Source organism: Streptomyces sp. NPDC005805 (assembly GCF_040630445.1).
Lineage (GTDB): Bacteria > Actinomycetota > Actinomycetes > Streptomycetales > Streptomycetaceae > Streptomyces.
The window spans coordinates 39,165-55,176 of the sequence record NZ_JBEXXN010000047.1; the positions used below are offsets into that span (position 1 = coordinate 39,165).

Consider the following 16,012-nt stretch of genomic DNA (forward strand, 5'->3'; position numbering starts at 1 on the left):
CCCGCGCCCCGCCGGGGACCCGGCCGCCCGCCGGAGCGGCCCTGCGGGCGGCACCGCAGGCGCTCCTTCCGCCGGGCCCGCCCGCCGCGACGCCGCCGCAGGCGGGGACGCCGACTCCGGCCGGCAGGGCCACCGCCCGGGCGGACCCTGCGCGCGGGCCGCCGGTGCCGACGGAGCCGGTGCGAACCCCACGCCCGGCGCCCGCCCCGCCGATGCGATGGCGACCGGCGACGGCGCCGACCCTGCGCGTACCCCACCGGGCCCGGCCGACGCGGCCCCGACGGCCGTTCCCGACGGCCGGGCAGACCGTCCCGACGCCCCCGGTCCCGGGCACGCGCCCGGCGACCGCCGCGACGCCGCCGCAGGCGGGGACGGCGCCCGCCCCGGGCCGGGCCCGGGCCGCGCAGGGAGCGCGGTCGGACGCGTTCGCCCCCGGCGAGCCGTCGCGCCCTGGGTCGGGACGCGGTTGCGGACCGCGCCCGGGGCCGGGGCCGCGTTCGCCGTGCTGGTGCTGGTCACCGCGTTTCTGGCGGCCGGGTTCCCCCGGGTCGTCCAGGCGTACGAGAACCATGGGCTGCGGAGCGCCGTGGACGGGGCGCCGGCTGTGCGGAGCACCGTGCAGGTGTCCACGCCGGGGCCGGGCATCCAGCTGCCCGATGCCGAGCGGGAGGCGGCCCTGCGGCCCGGGCCGCTCGCGGAGGTCGACCGCAGGGTGCACGCCATGCCGGCCGACCCGCTGCGGGCCGTGGCCGCCGAGTCCTCGCACGGTGTGGAGACCTCCGAGCCGCTGCTCGGCACCGACCGGTGGCTCCCCAGACCCGAGACCGTCCCCCCGCATCTGACACTCGCCGCGCAGGCCGGGCTCCCTGAGCACGCCAAGGTCGTCGAGGGCCGCCTCCCCGCCGTGCGCGGCACGGTCACCGGCCGCACCAAGGCGATCGAGGCCGTCGTCACGCCCGCGACCGCGAAGGCGCTGAACATCACGGTCGGCCGGGTCGTCCACCTCGGCGACGGCGGCCCGGGCGAGGCCCAACTCTCCGTGCGGATCACCGGACTGGTCGAGCCCCGCTCGCCGCAGGGCGCGTACTGGTCGGCCAACTCCCTGCTCCGCACCCCCGGCATGGCGGCGACCACCGGCCCCACCCCGCAGACCTACTGGAAGGCCGCCCTGCTGATCGCCCCGGAGGCGGCGCCCGCCCTCCTCGGCACCCAGGGCGCGCCCCGCCCCTACTGGCGGATCGCCCCCGCCACCGCGAACCTCACCGCCGCCGACGTACCCGCCCTGACCGCGCGGATCGCCGCCCTGGAGGACGGCCCCGGGCTGGTCCGGCTGCGGGAGACCGTGGACGAGAACGCCGAGGTGACCACCGAACTCGACGGCCTCCTCGCCGAGTTCACGTCGATGCGCGCCGCGATCGCGCCGGTCGTCGCGGTCGCCGCCGTCGGCGTCGGCACGGTCGCCCTGGTGGTGCTGGCGATGACCGGCGGCCTGTTCGCCGCCCGCCGGGAGAGCGAACTCGCCCTGCTGCGCTCGCGCGGCGGCTCCCTCGCGGGCATCGGCGGGCGGCTGCTCGCCGAGTCGGCCGTGGTCGCCGTGCCCGCCGCGGGCCTCGGCCTCGCCCTCGCCCTCGCCGCCGTCCCCGACGCCCGGGCCGGACAGGCCGTCCTCGCCGCCACCGCCGTGGCCGCCGTGGCCTGCGCCGCCCTGCCCCTGCGGGCGGTGGTCCGGCACCGGACACCGCTCGCCCACGGTGGCCGGAGCGATCTGGTGCCGGCCCGGCCGAGCCGGCGGCGGACCGTCGCCGAGCTGACCCTCCTCGTCCTCGCCGTCGGCGCGGTCACCGCGCTGCGCCGGCGCGGCACCTCCGACGCGGGCGACCTGCTGGTCAGCGCCGCCCCCGTCCTCCTCGCCCTGATCGCCGCCCTGGTGCTGGTGCGGCTGTACCCGCTGCCGCTGCGCTGGGCGGCGCGGCCGGCCGCCCGGCTGCGGGGCGCGGTCGGCTTCCTCTCCCTCGCCCGCGCCGGGCGCGCCTCGGCGGTGGGCGCGCTGCCCCTGCTGGCCCTGCTGGCGGCGCTGAGCACGGCCGCGTTCGGCGGCGCGGTCCTCGCCGGGATCGACGACGCCCGGGCCCGGGCCGCCCTGCTGGCGACCGGCGCGGACGCCCGGGTGACCGGGCCGCGCGACTCCACGGCGCTGCCGCCGGGCGCGGAGGAGGCGGTCCGGAAGGCGGCCGGGGTGCGGTCGGTGACCACGGCGCAGATCGAGCACGCGCTGACCCTGCCGCCGCCGCGCGACGGCGTCGGCGACCCGCCGGCCGTCTCCCTGGTCGCCGTGGACCCGGCCGCGTACGCCGCGCTCACCCGCGCCCTGGACCTCGGCGCGTTCCCGGCGGACGCCCTGCGCTCCGGGGCGGGCGACGACACCGTCCCGGCGGTCGTCACGCCCGGGGTCGCCGCGTACCTGGGTGAGGGCGCGCACCGGGTCGACGCGGTGGCCGGCGAGTTCCGGATCGAGGTCGCGGCCGTGCGGGAGCGGACCCCGGCGGTGACCGCCGCCGAGTTCGTGATCGTAGACCGCTCCCGGCTCACCCGCGTCGCCCCCACCGCCCTGCTGGTGACCGGCGCGGAGGTGGACGGCCCGGCCCTGCGCGCGGCGGCCCGGGAGGCGGGCGGCGGACCCGCGGCGGACGGCGAGCTGACCGTACGGCTGCGGTCCGAGGCCCGCGCCGCGTTCACCGACTCACCGCTCCAGGCGGGCGCGGAGCGCGTCTACGGGGCGGCCGTCGCGGCGGGCGCCGGGTACGCGGTCCTCGCACTGCTGCTGTCGCTGCTCCAGTCGGCGCCCGAACGGGCCGTACTGCTGGCCCGGTTGCGGACCATGGGGCTGACCACCCGGCAGGGCCGGCGGCTACTGGCCGCCGAGGCGCTGCCGCCCGCCGCACTCGCCGCCGCGGGCGGGGTGCTCACCGGCTGGGCGACGATCGTGCTGCTGGCGCCCGGGGTGGACCTGGTGCGCCTGGCGCTGGCCGCCGCGCCGGGCGTCGCCCCGCTCGGCTCCGTGCCGCTGCGGGCGGACGCCTGGTCGCTGGGGGCACCGGCGGCGGCCGTGGTGCTGCTGGCGGGCGCGGTCGCCGGGGTGCAGGCGTGGTGGGCAGGACGGCGCGGATCCGTGCAGGAACTCAGGGCAGGAGACATGCGATGACCGAGACGACCCTCGCGGACCTGGAACGGCGCGTCGCGGACCGCCGCGAACGCCCGTCCTACGGGCACGACGCCCTGATCACCTGCGACCGGCTGGTGCGGGTGTTCTCCACGGACGGCGTCGAGGTGCAGGCCCTCCAGGGGCTGGACCTGCTGGTGCGGGAGGGCGAGCTGATGGCCCTGGTCGGCGCGTCGGGCAGCGGCAAGTCGACCCTGATGAACATCCTCGCGGGCCTCGACGTGCCCACGGCGGGCGCGGCCCGGGTCGCCGGGCGCGACCTGCTGTCGATGGACGCGGGGGCCCGGCTGCGCTACCGGCGGGAGGTCGTCGGCTTCGTCTGGCAGCAGACCGCGCGCAACCTCCTCCCCTATCTGACCGCCGTGCAGAACGTGGCCCTGCCGATGCAGCTGCGCGGCCGGGGCGCTCCGCGCGGGCGGCGCGCCAAGGCGGAGCGGGCGCACGAGCTGCTGCGGATGCTGGGGGTCGACGCGTACGCGGACCACCGCCCGGCCCAGCTCTCCGGCGGCCAGCAGCAGCGGGTGGCGATCGCGGTGTCCCTGGCGAACAACCCCTCGGTGCTGCTGGCCGACGAACCGACGGGCGAGCTGGACTCGGCGACGGGCGAGCAGGTCTTCGCCGCGTTCCGGCGGGCGAACGAGGAGCTGGGCACGACGATCGTGATCGTCACACACGACCAGGCGGTCGCGGACGAGGTCCGCCGCACGGTCGCCATCCGGGACGGCCGCACCTCCTCGGAGGTCCTGCGCCGCACGCAGGTCGACGCGGCGACCGGGCAGGAGTCGGTGGTGGCCCGCGAGTACGCGATGCTGGACCGGGCCGGGCGCCTCCAGTTGCCGGCGGACTACACCGCCGCCCTCGGCATGCGCGACCGCGTCGCCCTGGAGCTGGAACCGGACCACATCGGCGTCTGGCCGGACGACGACCGCGACGCCTGACCCGACCGCGACGCCTGACCCGACCGGGCCGCCGGACCGGACCGGGCCGCCGGACCGGACCGGACCGCCGGACCGGGTGCACGTCCCGTGGGCCCCGGGCGACCGCGTCGGGGCGCGCTGCACGGCGCGAACCGCGTGCCCCGGGCGCCCGGCCCGACCGCCACCGGCCCCCCCGTCAGCGGGGCCCGGCGCGAGCTGCGCCCCGTCAGCGCGGGGTGACCGCCAGGCCGCCGAGGCCGGACGACGGGTCGGCCGTGCGCAGCGCGACCGAGCCGTACGGGGTGCGCAGGCGGAGCCATGTGCCCGAGGTCAGCAGGGCGACGGGGACGCCCGGCCGCAGGAAGCCCAGCGACTGGGCCGCGTGGACGGCGCGCAGCGGCAGGCCCGTGCCGCCGACCGTGCGGGACCAGATCTCGCGGCCGATGCGGTCCCGTTCCGCCCGGGTGCGCCGTTCGTCCGGCAGTGCCTCGTCCCGCGCGCGGAACTCGGCGACGGCCGCCGCCACCGCGCCGCGCATCTCCCGGACCTGCGGCAGTCCGGGCAGTTCGCGCCAGCCGCCGCGCGGCGGCAGGACCCCGGCCCACGGCGGGCCGGTGACCTCGCCGGGCACGGCGCACTCCGCGCCGCTCAGCGACTCCAGGAGTTCGCCCGCCGACACGGTCACGTCGAAGGCGACCGCCTCCGCCAGCCGCGCCGTGCGGATGGCCAGCACCTCGAACGACGGCGGCCGGCCGAACACCGCGAGCGCGCCCCCGCCGGCCTGCATCCGGACCGCGGCGGCGCGGTCGTAGTGGATCAGCCGGGCGAGGAAGGCGGCGAGATCGTCCGCCTCCCTCGCGTCGGCGAGGCGCAGGCTCTGCACGGGTAGGGGCATCGGCACGGGCGGGGTCATGCGGCGACGGCGTCCTCGGCGGGCTCGGCCTTCCCCTTCGGGGCGCCGGCGCCCTCGTCGAGGTACTCCAGCAGGAAGGACTTCTCCTCCGCGCTGATCCGGCGGGGCCGCTGAGCCGCCAGGTCGAAGGGCACCACGACCGTGGCGGCCCGCACATAGACCGTGGCCGGGTCGTTCTCCTCCTTGACCTCGTACGCGATGGTCAGCGAGGCCGCGGTGATCTTGGTGACCCAGGACTCGATCACCACGGGCTCGTGGCGGTGGACCAGCGGGCGCACGTAGTCGATCTCATGGCGTGCGACCACCGACCCGCCGGAGAAGGACGGCGAGCCGTCCCCCGGCGCCAGCCGGAACATGAAGTCGATCCGCGCCTCTTCCAGGTACCGCAGGAAGACGACGTTGTTGACGTGCCCGAAGGCGTCCATGTCCGACCAGCGCAGGGGGCAGCGGTAGATGTGGCGGGCCATCGGCTGCTCAGCCCCGGGTGAGCTTCTTGTAGGTGGCGCGGTGCGGACGCGCCGCGTCCGGGCCGAGCCGCTCGATCTTGTTCTTCTCGTAGGACTCGAAGTTGCCCTCGAACCAGAACCACTTGGACTCGCCCTCGTACGCCAGGATGTGCGTGGCGACCCGGTCGAGGAACCAGCGGTCGTGGGAGACGACCACCGCCGCGCCGGGGAAGTCGAGGAGCGCGTTCTCCAGGGAGGACAGGGTCTCGACGTCGAGGTCGTTGGTCGGCTCGTCGAGGAGGAGCAGGTTGCCGCCCTGCTTGAGGGTGAGCGCCAGGTTGAGGCGGTTGCGCTCACCGCCGGACAGGACACCGGCCGGCTTCTGCTGGTCCGGGCCCTTGAAGCCGAAGGCGCTGACGTAGGCGCGGGACGGCATCTCGACCTGGCCGACGTTGATGTAGTCCAGCTCGTCGGAGACGACGGCCCACAGCGTCTTCTTGGGGTCGATGTTGGCGCGGCTCTGGTCGACGTAGGAGATCTTGACGGTCTCGCCGACCTTGATGCTGCCGGAGTCCGGCGTCTCCAGGCCCTGGATCATCTTGAACAGGGTGGTCTTGCCGGCGCCGTTCGGGCCGATGACGCCGACGATGCCGTTGCGCGGCAGGGTGAAGGACAGGTCGTCGATGAGGACCTTGTCGCCGAACGCCTTGGAGAGGTTGTTCACCTCGACGACCACGGAACCCAGACGCGGGCCCGGCGGGATCTGGATCTCCTCGAAGTCCAGCTTCCGCATCTTGTCGGCCTCGGCAGCCATCTCCTCGTAACGGGCGAGACGGGCCTTGGACTTGGCCTGCCGGCCCTTGGCGTTGGAGCGGACCCACTCCAGCTCGTCCTTGAGGCGCTTCTGGCGCTTGGCGTCCTTCTGGCCCTCGACCTTGAGGCGCGCGGCCTTGTTCTCCAGGTAGGTGGAGTAGTTGCCCTCGTAGGGGTGGGCGCGGCCGCGGTCGAGCTCCAGGATCCACTCGGCCACGTTGTCGAGGAAGTACCGGTCGTGGGTGATGGCGACGACGGTGCCGGCGTACTTGGCGAGGTGCGCCTCCAGCCACTGGACGGACTCGGCGTCCAGGTGGTTGGTGGGCTCGTCGAGGAGGAGCAGGTCGGGCGCCTCCAGCAGCAGCTTGCAGAGGGCGACGCGGCGCTTCTCACCACCGGAGAGGTTGGTGACGGGCCAGTCGGCGGGCGGGCAGCCGAGGGCGTCCATCGCCTGCTCCAGCTGGGCGTCCAGGTCCCAGGCGTTGGCGTGGTCCAGCTCCTCCTGGAGCTTGCCCATCTCCTCCATCAGCTCGTCCGTGTAGTTCGTGGCCATCTCCTCGGCGATGGCGTTGAACCGGTCGAGCTTGCCCTTGACCTCGGCGACGCCGAGCTGGACGTTCTCCAGGACGGTCTTGTCCTCGTCGAGCGGGGGCTCCTGGAGGAGGATGCCGACCGTGTAGCCGGGCGACAGGAAGGCGTCGCCGTTGGACGGCTGCTCCAGGCCGGCCATGATCTTGAGCACGGTGGACTTACCGGCGCCGTTGGGGCCGACCACACCGATCTTCGCACCGGGCAGGAAGCTCAGCGTCACGTCATCGAGGATGACCTTGTCGCCGTGCGCCTTGCGCGTCTTGCGCATCGTGTAGATGTACTCAGCCAAGAGAAACCGTCCGGCAAGCAGTGGGTGGGCAGATACACCCATCTTGCCGTACGGCGCGGCCTGGGTGAAAACCGCGGGTACCACGACCGGCCGCCGGCCGCGGGCCCGGGCCCGCGGGCGGCCGGGGCGGCGGGGTCCGGGAACAGGGACGGGCCCGGTACGCGGTGCGCGTACCGGGCCCGTCCGCCGTGTCAGCGGCCGGTCACTCTCCGGCGACCGCCTTCTTCTTGCGCAGGATGAACATCGCCGCGCCGCCCGCGACGACGAGGACCACCGCGATGCCCGCGATCATCGGCGTCGCGCTGGAGCCGCCGGTGGCCGCGAGGTCGCCCTCGCCACCGGTCGTGCCCTCGGAGGAGCCGCCGGCCGTGGCCGGGCTCGGCTCGGAGGAGGGGGTCTCCTCCTCGTCCGGGGTCTCCGGCGCCGGGGTGCCCTGCGTCTTGCAGTCGAGGACGCCCTGGAAGCGCTCCGAGAAGCCGTTCGGGCCGGTGATGGTGAAGTCGTACGCCTGGTCCTCGGCGACCGGGACGGTCACCGTCTTGGACTCGCCCGCACCGATGGTGTGCTTGATGCCCGCGAGCTCGAAGGTGAACGGGGTGTCGCCCTCGTTGCCCGCCGTGACGTCGACGCCGCCCTTGGCGCAGTTCTTCTCCGCCGTGACCGACGGGATGGCGCCCTTGGTGGCCCAGTTCGCGGTCGCGTTGGCCGAGACCGTGGAGTCGCTGGAGCCGGCGAGGATCTGCGTCTGGCTCTTGCTGGCGCTGGCGAAGGCGCGGCCGACCGGGACCGAGGTGGTGGCCTCGACCGACAGGGTGGCCGAACCGTCGGCGGTGCCCTCCGGGACGTCGAAGTACAGCTCGGTGCCGTCGGTCGCCGAGGTGACCGCCTTGCCGTCCTTGTCGGTCACCTTGACGCCGGCGGCCGCGGCGGCCGGGGCGGCGACGGAGACCTGGCCGGCGTTGGTGCGCACGGTGACCGGGCCGAGCTTGCTGCCCGCCTTGCCGGAGACCGCGTTGGGCTCCAGGGTCAGCGAGGTCTTCGGCTCCTGGAGGTTCTCGGCCTTCTCCTGCAGCCAGTCGGCGAGCTTCTCCGCCTGCGGGTCGGAGGCCTCGACGGTGGCGTTGTCCGAGAAGCGCCAGATGGCCACCTGGGTGCCCGCCGCGGCGGTCTTCTCGGTCAGCGGGCCGGTGCCGGCCTTGCCGGCCAGCCCGGCCAGGTCGTCGACCTGCGGGTACGAGTTCTGCAGGATCCACAGGATGCGGCCCGCGTTCTCGTTGGCGCCGAGCGAGGTCTGGGCCCAGGGGGTCTCCAGGTACTTCGCCTTGTCCTGCGTCGGGTTGTGGATGTCGATGCAGTACGTCTTCAGGCGGCCGCCGCCCTCGACGCTCATCTCGAACAGACCCGCGGCGATCTTCTTGGTCTTGCCGTTGCCGAGGTCCAGGCGGGCCGAGTCGTAGGTCTTCAGCCCGTCCAGGGTGGCGACGGCGCCCCCCTGGTGCTGGGTGGGCTCGTCGGCGGCGGCGTTACCCGCACCGGCGAGGGTGCCCATGGCCAGCAGTCCGGCCGTGGCGGCCGCGGCGGCTATCCGCCGACCGGCGGTGCGCCGCCTGGTCGCGGCGGACGCAGAGAAAAGAGCAAACACAGAATTCCCCTCCGGGCGAGACTTCGCATGGATACGCGCGGATGCGCTCACACGTGATGCGTGGTGGGAGAGTCTCGCCAGCAGTCTCAAGTGCCCCGTGAGCACGCGGGAATCCTATGGACGGAATGCGGCCCGGTCCCCCGTCCTACCATCACACAACCATTCCGAATCGGAATCGTTATCCGCGGCGACCGGACTTTCCCCATCCGTCCGATTTTCACAAACCAGGTCGACAAATCAACACGCCCGTCCTTCAGTTGGCGGCGGCCGCCGGCTCCCTCCCCTGGACCTCCCCGGACGCCGCCGCGGATCCCTCCCCGGCACCCGTCCGACCGGCGGTCACGCTGGGATCACCCCTCGTCACACGCCGGAACGCCGCCGTCCCCCGGGTCAGGTCGTGGCCGGCCGCGACGGCGTCGATGTCCACGAAAGTACGCCGTCTGCCGTCCGTCTCCTCCTCACGGACTTTCAGCCGGCCGTGCACCACCAGCGGCTCGCCGACCGAAACGGAACCGGACAGATTCAACGCCAGCGAACGCCAGGCGAACACCGTGTAGAAGCTCGTCGGCCCGTCCGTCCAGTTGCCGCTGCGCCGGTCCCAGCGCCGTTGGGGCACCGCGAAACGGAATCGCGCCATACCCCCGCCGGCCGTTTCCCGGTACTCCACATTCGTGGCGACATTCCCCACCACCGTCACCAAGGTGTCGTTCATCTTCCGTGCCTCCCCGTGCGTCGGACCCAACGGCCCGCGGCCGGACGCCCCTTGCGGGCGGGGCGGCCGCGGTGCCGGAATCCATCCTGGCGCGGACGGCACGACTGTGCCGGGGCCTGTGGAGGGCCCCGGCACTGTGGACAACTCCCTCACCCGATCCGGTGGACCGGCGCGAAGCTCTCCTTGTTCACCGACGTTCACCCGACCCGGTTCACCCGACCCGGCTGCGGACCCTGCCCCGGCCGCCCCCGGACGCACCGGGACCGCCCGTCCGGCCCGCTCCCGAGACCGCCGAGTACCGCTCGCGCACCTCGCGGTAGCGCATGAGTTCCGCCGAGACCGGGTCCAGCACCCGGGCCCGCCCGCAGTCCGCGGCCGCCTCGTGGAGCCGGCGCCGCACGTCCTGCCCGTAGCGCCGGGCGGGCCCTCGCGAGGCCGCCGCGCAGGCCCACTCCACGAACGGACCGCCGATGATCCCGGCCAGCATCACCAGCACCGGCGGCAGCAGTCCGGGCTCCAGCACCCCCACGATCTGCCCGGCGAGCCACAGCCCGCCGAAGATCTGAAGGAGGGTCATCGCCGCCTGCGCCAGCACGGCCGCCGGCCACCACTTGGGGCGCTGCGGACGCCCGCTGACCGCCGCCGCCTCGCGCACCGCCAGTTCGTCCAGCGCCTCCGGGAGTCCTTCCGCGCCCCGGGCCGCGGCCTCCCGCACGGCCTGCGCCCACGGCGCCGGCAGCCCGCTCGCCGCCTCGTCGGCGACCGTGCGCACCGCCTGCTCCACCCGCTGCCGGGCGGTGAGTTCGTCCTCGGCGGGCGGTGGCGGCTGGAGGGAGGCCGCCCCGGGCATCCGGGTGCGCTCGTACCAGCGCCACAGCCGCAGCCACGGAGTTCCGCACGCACGCCCGGCGTTCCGGCGCCACTCGCGTTCCGCCGCCTCCCCGGCCGCCGTCGCGCCGACCGCGTCCGCGAGCCGGGCGGAGAAGTCCTGGCGGGCCCGCTCGTCCAGCCCGGTCCGGCCCTCCGCCACGTACACCGCGCGCAGCCGCCGCGCGGCCGCGTCGACGTCGGCGGAGAGGCGGCGGGCCGCGGCGTCCCGCTCCTGGACGAACGCGCCCAGCATCTCGCGCAGTTCGGGGACCCCTTCGCCGGTCAGCGCGGAGACCGGCAGCACCGTGGCGCCCGGCTCGCCGTGCTCCCCCAGCGCCATGCCGTCCTCGTCGAGGAGCCGGCGCAGGTCGTCGAGGACCTGGTCGGCGGCCTCGCCTGGCAGCCGGTCGATCTGGTTGAGCACCACGAAGGTGACCTCCGCGTGGCCCGCGAGCGGCCGCAGATAGCGCTCGTGCAGGGCGGCGTCGGCGTACTTCTCCGGGTCCACCACCCAGATGACCGCGTCGACCAGGGCGAGCACCCGGTCGACCTGCTCCCGGTGGCGGACGACGGCCGAGTCGTGGTCGGGCAGGTCGATCAGGACCAGCCCCTGGAGCTGCTCGTCGCCGTCGCCGCCCGCGAGCGGCCTGCGGCGCAGCCGCCCCGGCACCGCGAGCCGGTCCAGCAGCCCGGCCGCGCCCTCCGACCAGGTGCAGGCGATGGGCGCCGAGGTGGTCGGCCGGCGCAGGCCCGTCTCCGAGATACGCACCCCGGCGAGGGCGTTGAAGAGGGCGGACTTGCCGCTTCCGGTCGCCCCGGCGACGGCGACGACGGTGTGCCGCGAGGAGAGGCGGCGGCGGGTGGCCGCCTCGTCGAGGACCCGGCCCGCCTCCGCGAGGGTCCGGCCGTCGAGCCGGGCCTGGGAGAGTCCGAGGAGGTCGCGCAGGGCGTCCAGCCGGTGCCGCAGAGGGCCGCCGTACGCGTCCGCGCGGGCGTCCTCGTCCCGGGCCGCGTCCTCGTCGGGGCCGCCCGAGCCGCCGGTGTCGTCGTCGGCGTCGTCCCCGGCTTCCGGGCCGGTGAAGTCCTCGGGCCCGTTCTTCGCCTCGGCCCTGCGGGCGATCACCCCGTCGTCCCAGCGGTCACCGGTCTCGTTCTGGTCGTCGGTGATGGCGGTCACCCGCACTCACCTCTCCTTCTGCAGTAGGGACAGCGCGGCGATCAGCTCGGCCTGCGGCTCGGGCGTCACCTCAAGGGCGTCGAGGGGGGCGAGCCTGCGGTCCCGTTCGCTGTGCAGCACCTCGTCGATGGTCACGGTGACCAGCTCCCCGCCCTTGTCCCGCAGGCGCAGCGCGCCCTGGGCGCCGATGCGTTCGGCCAGCCGCTCCCCCGCGCCGCGGGCGCGCCGGCCGCCGAGGAGGGCGGTGGCGAGGAGGGCGGCGACGGTCTCCGGGTCGGGGGCCGCGTTGCGCTCCATGCCCCGCACCTCCTCCTCCGCCAGCTCCTCCAGGACCCGCCGCCAGCGCCGGACGGCGATCCCGATGCGCTCGGCGCTCTCCAGGTCGGCCCGCCCCTGCCCGGCGAGGGCGGCGGAGGCGGGCTCGCGCCCCCAGGCCTGGCGGACCTGCTCGTCGGCGGCGGCCACCGCGCACTGGAGCAGCGCGGACAGGCTCGCCACCAGGGCGTCCAGGAGTTCGCCCGCGGTGCTGTCGCGGGGGTGGCCGCGCCAGCGGGGGCGCGCGTCGCCCGCGAGCACGGCCCCGGCGCGCAGCCGGTTGCGGACCCGGGTCCGCTGCGCCTCGTACGCCTCCTCCACGGCTCCCGTGAGCCGTACGGCGGCGGCGTGCTGGGCGGCGACGGCGCTCGCCAGCTCGGGCATCCGGGACCGGAGGGAGTCGAGGACGCCGCTCGCGGTGCGCCCGAGGGCCTGCTGGCGGGCGGCCGGGTCCTGGGCGCGGTGGGCGAGCCAGGCGAGCAGCGGCGCGACGGCGGTGGTGGGCAGCAGCCCGTTGCCGCCGCCCGCGGACTCGGGCAGTTCGGGGACGGTGAACCGGGGGACGTGCCCGAGACCGGCCTTGGTGAGCAGCGCCGCGTACTGCCGTGACACCTCGTCGACGAGCTGGTGGGGCACCCGGTCCAGGACGGTGACCAGGGTCGCCTGGTACTCCTTCGCGGTGCGCAGCAGGTGCCAGGGGACGGCGTCGGCGTAGCGGGAGGCGGTCGTGACCATCACCCAGACGTCGGCGGCGCAGATCAACTCGGCGGCGAGGACGCGGTTCTCGACCACGAGGGAGTCGACGGTGGGGGCGTCGAGCAGGGCGAGGCCACGGGGGAGGCCGGCGGCGGTCTCGATCCGCAGGAACGTCTCACCAGCGGGGGCGCCGGGGGTGCGGCCGAGGGCGCCGGGGCTGCCGGGGGTCGCCCGGCCGGGGGCGCGGCCGGTGCCTCTCGGGCCGGCGGCCGCTCCTGCCCGCGCTCCCACCCCGGTGGCGCTCTTCGCCCGCGCGGCCTGCCCCCGTGCGGCCGTGGGGTCGTCGTCCTCGCCGGTCTCGTCCCGCGGCGGCATCCAGACCCGGGTCAGCTGGGGAAGCACCCGGATCCCGGCGAACCAGTGGTGGTCGTCCGGGTGGCAGACGAGCACCGGTGTACGGGTCGTGGGCCGGAGCACCCCGGCCTCGCTGACCCGCCTGCCGACAAGGGAGTTGACGAGGGTGGACTTGCCCGCGCCGGTCGACCCGCCGATGACGGCGAGCAGGGGCGCCTCCGGTTCCTTGAGCCGTGGAACCAGATAGTCGTCGAGCTGCGCGAGCAGCTCCGTACGCGTCTGCCGTGCCCGTGAAGCGCCGAGCAGGGGGAGCGGCAGACGCACGGCGGCGACACGGTCGCGCAGGGCGGAGAGTGCGTCGATGAGCTGAGGCCGTGCATCCAAGGTCACCACAAGCGAAGAATGCCCAATTTTGGAGCCTTTTTGAAGCGTATGGGCATCTCTGCGCGCCGATCGGACGGAGAGGACAGAGGGGACGAGTGGGACGCAGGCATAACGAGTGCACAACACCCGCCGCGCGAGGGGCCAAAAGCGATGCGCGAATCACGCCTGCCTGCGATTATCGGTTCGCTTCACCGAACCTCCACATCGTGCCACGCAGGTGAAGCAACCAGGCCAAGGGGATCGGAGCCCTATCCTTGTGCCCGGCACGGTCCAGGACCGCCCGAGGGGGGCTCCAGGCCACCCGGCCGTCACCGGCCCCCGTAGCTCAGTGGATAGAGCAGGCGCCTTCTAAGCGCTTGGCCGCAGGTTCGAGTCCTGCCGGGGGCGCACACACCGCGCACCACGCACCACCTTCGGGCCCTCCCCCACCGGGAGGGCCTTTCGCCTGCTGGTCGGACGTTAGCGGGTGGGGCGTAGTGGGGGCGTAAGGGGCGGGCACGAGGGGCGGGGGGCGGCCGCTCCGGCGGTCCACGATCCGGGAAGCAAGGCGGATAATTCGCCATTCCGGTTGTTGTGGGTGCCTGGACCGGATCATCCTTCCGCTATGCCCGCCGAAGCCGCGCCGCCCACCGCTCCCCTGCCGTCCACCGCGCAACCGCCGTCCGACTACGCCCTCGACTGGGCCCTGGTCGACGTCGAGACCTCCGGGCTGGTCGCCCGGCGCGACCGGATCCTCTCCGTCGCCGTGGTGACCGTCGGGCCGGACGGGCGGCGGACCGGCGAGTTCTCCACCCTGCTGAATCCCGGCTGCGACCCGGGGCCCGTCCATGTCCACGGCCTGACCGCCGAGAAGCTGCGCGGCGCGCCCACCTTCGAGCAGGTCGCGGGGCGGATCGGCGCCCTGCTCCAGGACCGGGTCCTGGTGGCGCACAACGCGCAGTTCGACTACGACTTCCTGGCCCACGAGTTCGCCCGGGCCAGGCTGTATCTGCCGGTCGCCCAGCGACTGTGCACCCTCGCGCTGAACCGCCGTGTCGACCCGCCCGCCGCCGACATGAGCCTCGCGTCGCTGGCCGCGCACTACGGCGTCCCGCAGACGCGCGCCCATGACGCGCTGGACGACACCCGGGTGCTGGCCGGGATCCTCCGGGCGACGCTGACCGAGGCCGCGCGGCTCGACCTGCCGCTGCCCCTGGTCGCCTGCCCGCCCCGCCAGGACCCGCAGTTCGCGCCGCAGCCACCGAAGACGCCGTGCGCCTACCGGAACCCCGGGCGGCTGCCGGACGGGGGCCGGCTCGTCCAGGGGATGAAGATCGCGATCACCGGCGAGACGGCGACGGGCCGCGCCGAGCTGGTGGCCCGGTCGGCGGCCGCCGGACTGAACGTGATGAGCTCGGTGAGCCGGCACACCAGCGCGCTCGTCACCAACTCCCCGGTCTCCGGCTCGGCCAAGGCCCGCCGCGCGCTCGCCGAGGGCGTCCCGGTGGTCGACGAGCACGCCTTTCTGAAGCTCCTGGCGGACGTGGAGCCGGGGACGCCGCACGAGGGGCGGGCGGAGGCGCCCGCGGAGCCGCCTGCCACCCGGGACCGGACCGCCGCAGCCGCCACGGCCACCACCCCCGGCGCGGACGCCGTGACCGCGCCCGTGCCGAAGCCCCGGGCCGCCGAAGCCCGCCGCCCCGTCGGCCCGTTCGGCAGGCGGCGGATCCTCGTCCTCGGCGGCGGCCACGAGGAGGCGGCCGCGGCCCGCACCCGCGTGGTGGCGCTCGGCGGGTCCGCCGCGATCAACCTCTCGGCCACGGTCACCGATGTCGTCCTGCTCCCGGGCGGCGAGCGCGACCGCCGGATGGCCCGCGTCACCGCGCTCGGCCTACCGGTCCACGACGGCGACTGGCTGTCCGCTCTGGACGCCCCCGCTCCCCCGCCGGTCGGCGACGCGCGGGAGGCGCAGCCGTCCGGGGCCGTCCTCCCCCGCGGCGGGGTGATCGACCTCCCGGCAGCCACCGGATGGCACGTCGGCGCCTCCTGGTCCGCGCGGACGGACTGCGAGATCGACCTCGTCGCCTTCGTCGTGGACGAGGAGGACCAGGTCCCCTGCGACGGGGACTTCGTCTTCTACGGCGCGCCCGAGAGCCCCGACGGCAGCGTCCGCCTCCTGTGCGACGGTCCCACCGAGCAGACGGTCGCACTCGACCTGGCCGCCCTCCCGCCTGCGGCCCGCAAGGTCGTCGTCGCCGCCGCGATCGACGGCGAGGCCGCCTTCGGCGAGGTCGGGGCCGTCCAGATCACCACCGCCCCGGGCGCGGACGCGGCCGTCCTCGCCCAGGCGACCCTCGACGCGGCGACCACCGAACGCACCCTGATCCTCGGCGAGATCTACCGCCGCGGCCCCCTCTGGCGCTTCCGCGCCGTCGGCCAGGGCTACGAACACGGCCTCGCGGACCTGGCCCGGGGGTACGGGGTCGACGTGGCGGAGGGGTAGCGGGGTGGCGGGGCAATGGGCTGTCTGCAACAGATGGGTGTCGGCTACTTCGGCCGACGCCCACCCGCGCTGAGCTGCTCGCGGATCTCTGGGTCCGGGTCTGGTGCACGATCGGGTGACATCTGAACTGGCTTGCCCTGTGAGGCAGGTGGGAAGGATGTCGCTGTGCCCAAGCCCTATCCGGAAGAGTT

At 75.2% G+C, this 16,012-nt stretch carries 10 protein-coding genes and 1 tRNA gene; 4 read left to right on the forward strand and 7 right to left on the reverse strand.

Annotation, left to right across the window (positions count from 1 at the left end):
• The first annotated feature begins 466 nt into the window (after positions 1-466).
• Together ABZ457_RS23000 and ABZ457_RS23005 are read left to right on the forward strand one after the other, a co-directional pair.
• Complete coding sequence (locus tag ABZ457_RS23000; RefSeq protein ID WP_359160134.1) at positions 467-3,202, forward strand: ABC transporter permease; 2,736 nt, start codon at positions 467-469, stop codon at positions 3,200-3,202.
• Complete coding sequence (locus tag ABZ457_RS23005) at positions 3,199-4,158, forward strand: ABC transporter ATP-binding protein (RefSeq protein WP_359160137.1); 960 nt, start codon at positions 3,199-3,201, stop codon at positions 4,156-4,158. Before ABZ457_RS23000 ends, ABZ457_RS23005 begins: the two co-directional genes overlap by 4 nt.
• A gap of 205 nt (positions 4,159-4,363) precedes the next feature.
• Here the strand turns inward: ABZ457_RS23005 and ABZ457_RS23010 are convergent, their stop codons facing one another.
• The 7 genes from ABZ457_RS23010 to ABZ457_RS23040 form a co-directional block, all read right to left on the reverse strand.
• Positions 4,364-5,032, reverse strand: a complete 669-nt coding sequence (locus ABZ457_RS23010) for a hypothetical protein (RefSeq protein ID WP_359160162.1) — start codon at positions 5,030-5,032, stop codon at positions 4,364-4,366.
• A 14-nt stretch (positions 5,033-5,046) separates the two neighbouring features.
• A complete protein-coding gene (locus tag ABZ457_RS23015; RefSeq protein ID WP_359160140.1) occupies positions 5,047-5,517 on the reverse strand; it encodes a thioesterase family protein in 471 nt (156 codons plus the stop codon).
• Positions 5,518-5,524: 7 nt separating this feature from the next.
• Positions 5,525-7,189, reverse strand: a complete 1,665-nt coding sequence (gene ettA, locus ABZ457_RS23020; protein WP_018846572.1) for an energy-dependent translational throttle protein EttA — start codon at positions 7,187-7,189, stop codon at positions 5,525-5,527.
• 202 nt (positions 7,190-7,391) lie between these two features.
• Positions 7,392-8,738: a Cys-Gln thioester bond-forming surface protein gene (locus ABZ457_RS23025; protein WP_359160165.1), complete on the reverse strand. Its 1,347-nt coding sequence runs from the start codon at positions 8,736-8,738 to the stop codon at positions 7,392-7,394.
• 346 nt (positions 8,739-9,084) lie between these two features.
• Positions 9,085-9,543, reverse strand: coding sequence for a single-stranded DNA-binding protein (locus ABZ457_RS23030; protein WP_359160144.1), 459 nt, complete (start codon positions 9,541-9,543; stop codon positions 9,085-9,087).
• A 211-nt stretch (positions 9,544-9,754) separates the two neighbouring features.
• On the reverse strand, positions 9,755-11,590 hold the full coding sequence (locus ABZ457_RS23035) for a GTP-binding protein (RefSeq protein ID WP_359160147.1): 1,836 nt from the start codon (positions 11,588-11,590) through the stop codon (positions 9,755-9,757).
• 6 nt (positions 11,591-11,596) lie between these two features.
• Positions 11,597-13,339 carry a GTPase domain-containing protein gene (locus tag ABZ457_RS23040; RefSeq protein ID WP_359160168.1) on the reverse strand — a complete coding sequence of 581 codons (1,743 nt, stop codon included), beginning with the start codon at positions 13,337-13,339 and terminating at the stop codon, positions 11,597-11,599.
• Positions 13,340-13,653: 314 nt separating this feature from the next.
• On the opposite strand from ABZ457_RS23040, the gene ABZ457_RS23045 reads away from it, so the two are divergent.
• A tRNA-Arg gene (locus ABZ457_RS23045) sits at positions 13,654-13,726 on the forward strand.
• Positions 13,727-13,943: 217 nt separating this feature from the next.
• Entirely contained in the window at positions 13,944-15,821 is a 1,878-nt protein-coding gene (locus ABZ457_RS23050) for a TerD family protein (protein ID WP_359160150.1), read from the forward strand.
• Positions 15,822-16,012: the final 191 nt, after the last annotated feature.

Bases quoted from the DNA above. Each gene is read 5' to 3' on its own strand.
- ABZ457_RS23030 (WP_359160144.1), bottom strand. From the start codon at position 9,543: ATGAACGACACCTTGGTGACGGTGGTGGGGAATGTCGCCACGAATGTG.
- ABZ457_RS23015 (WP_359160140.1), bottom strand. From the start codon at position 5,517: ATGGCCCGCCACATCTACCGCTGCCCCCTGCGCTGGTCGGACATGGAC.
- ABZ457_RS23010 (WP_359160162.1), bottom strand. From the start codon at position 5,032: ATGCCCCTACCCGTGCAGAGCCTGCGCCTCGCCGACGCGAGGGAGGCG.
- ABZ457_RS23050 (WP_359160150.1), top strand. From the start codon at position 13,944: ATGCCCGCCGAAGCCGCGCCGCCCACCGCTCCCCTGCCGTCCACCGCG.
- ABZ457_RS23005 (WP_359160137.1), top strand. From the start codon at position 3,199: ATGACCGAGACGACCCTCGCGGACCTGGAACGGCGCGTCGCGGACCGC.
- ABZ457_RS23025 (WP_359160165.1), bottom strand. From the start codon at position 8,738: ATGGGCACCCTCGCCGGTGCGGGTAACGCCGCCGCCGACGAGCCCACC.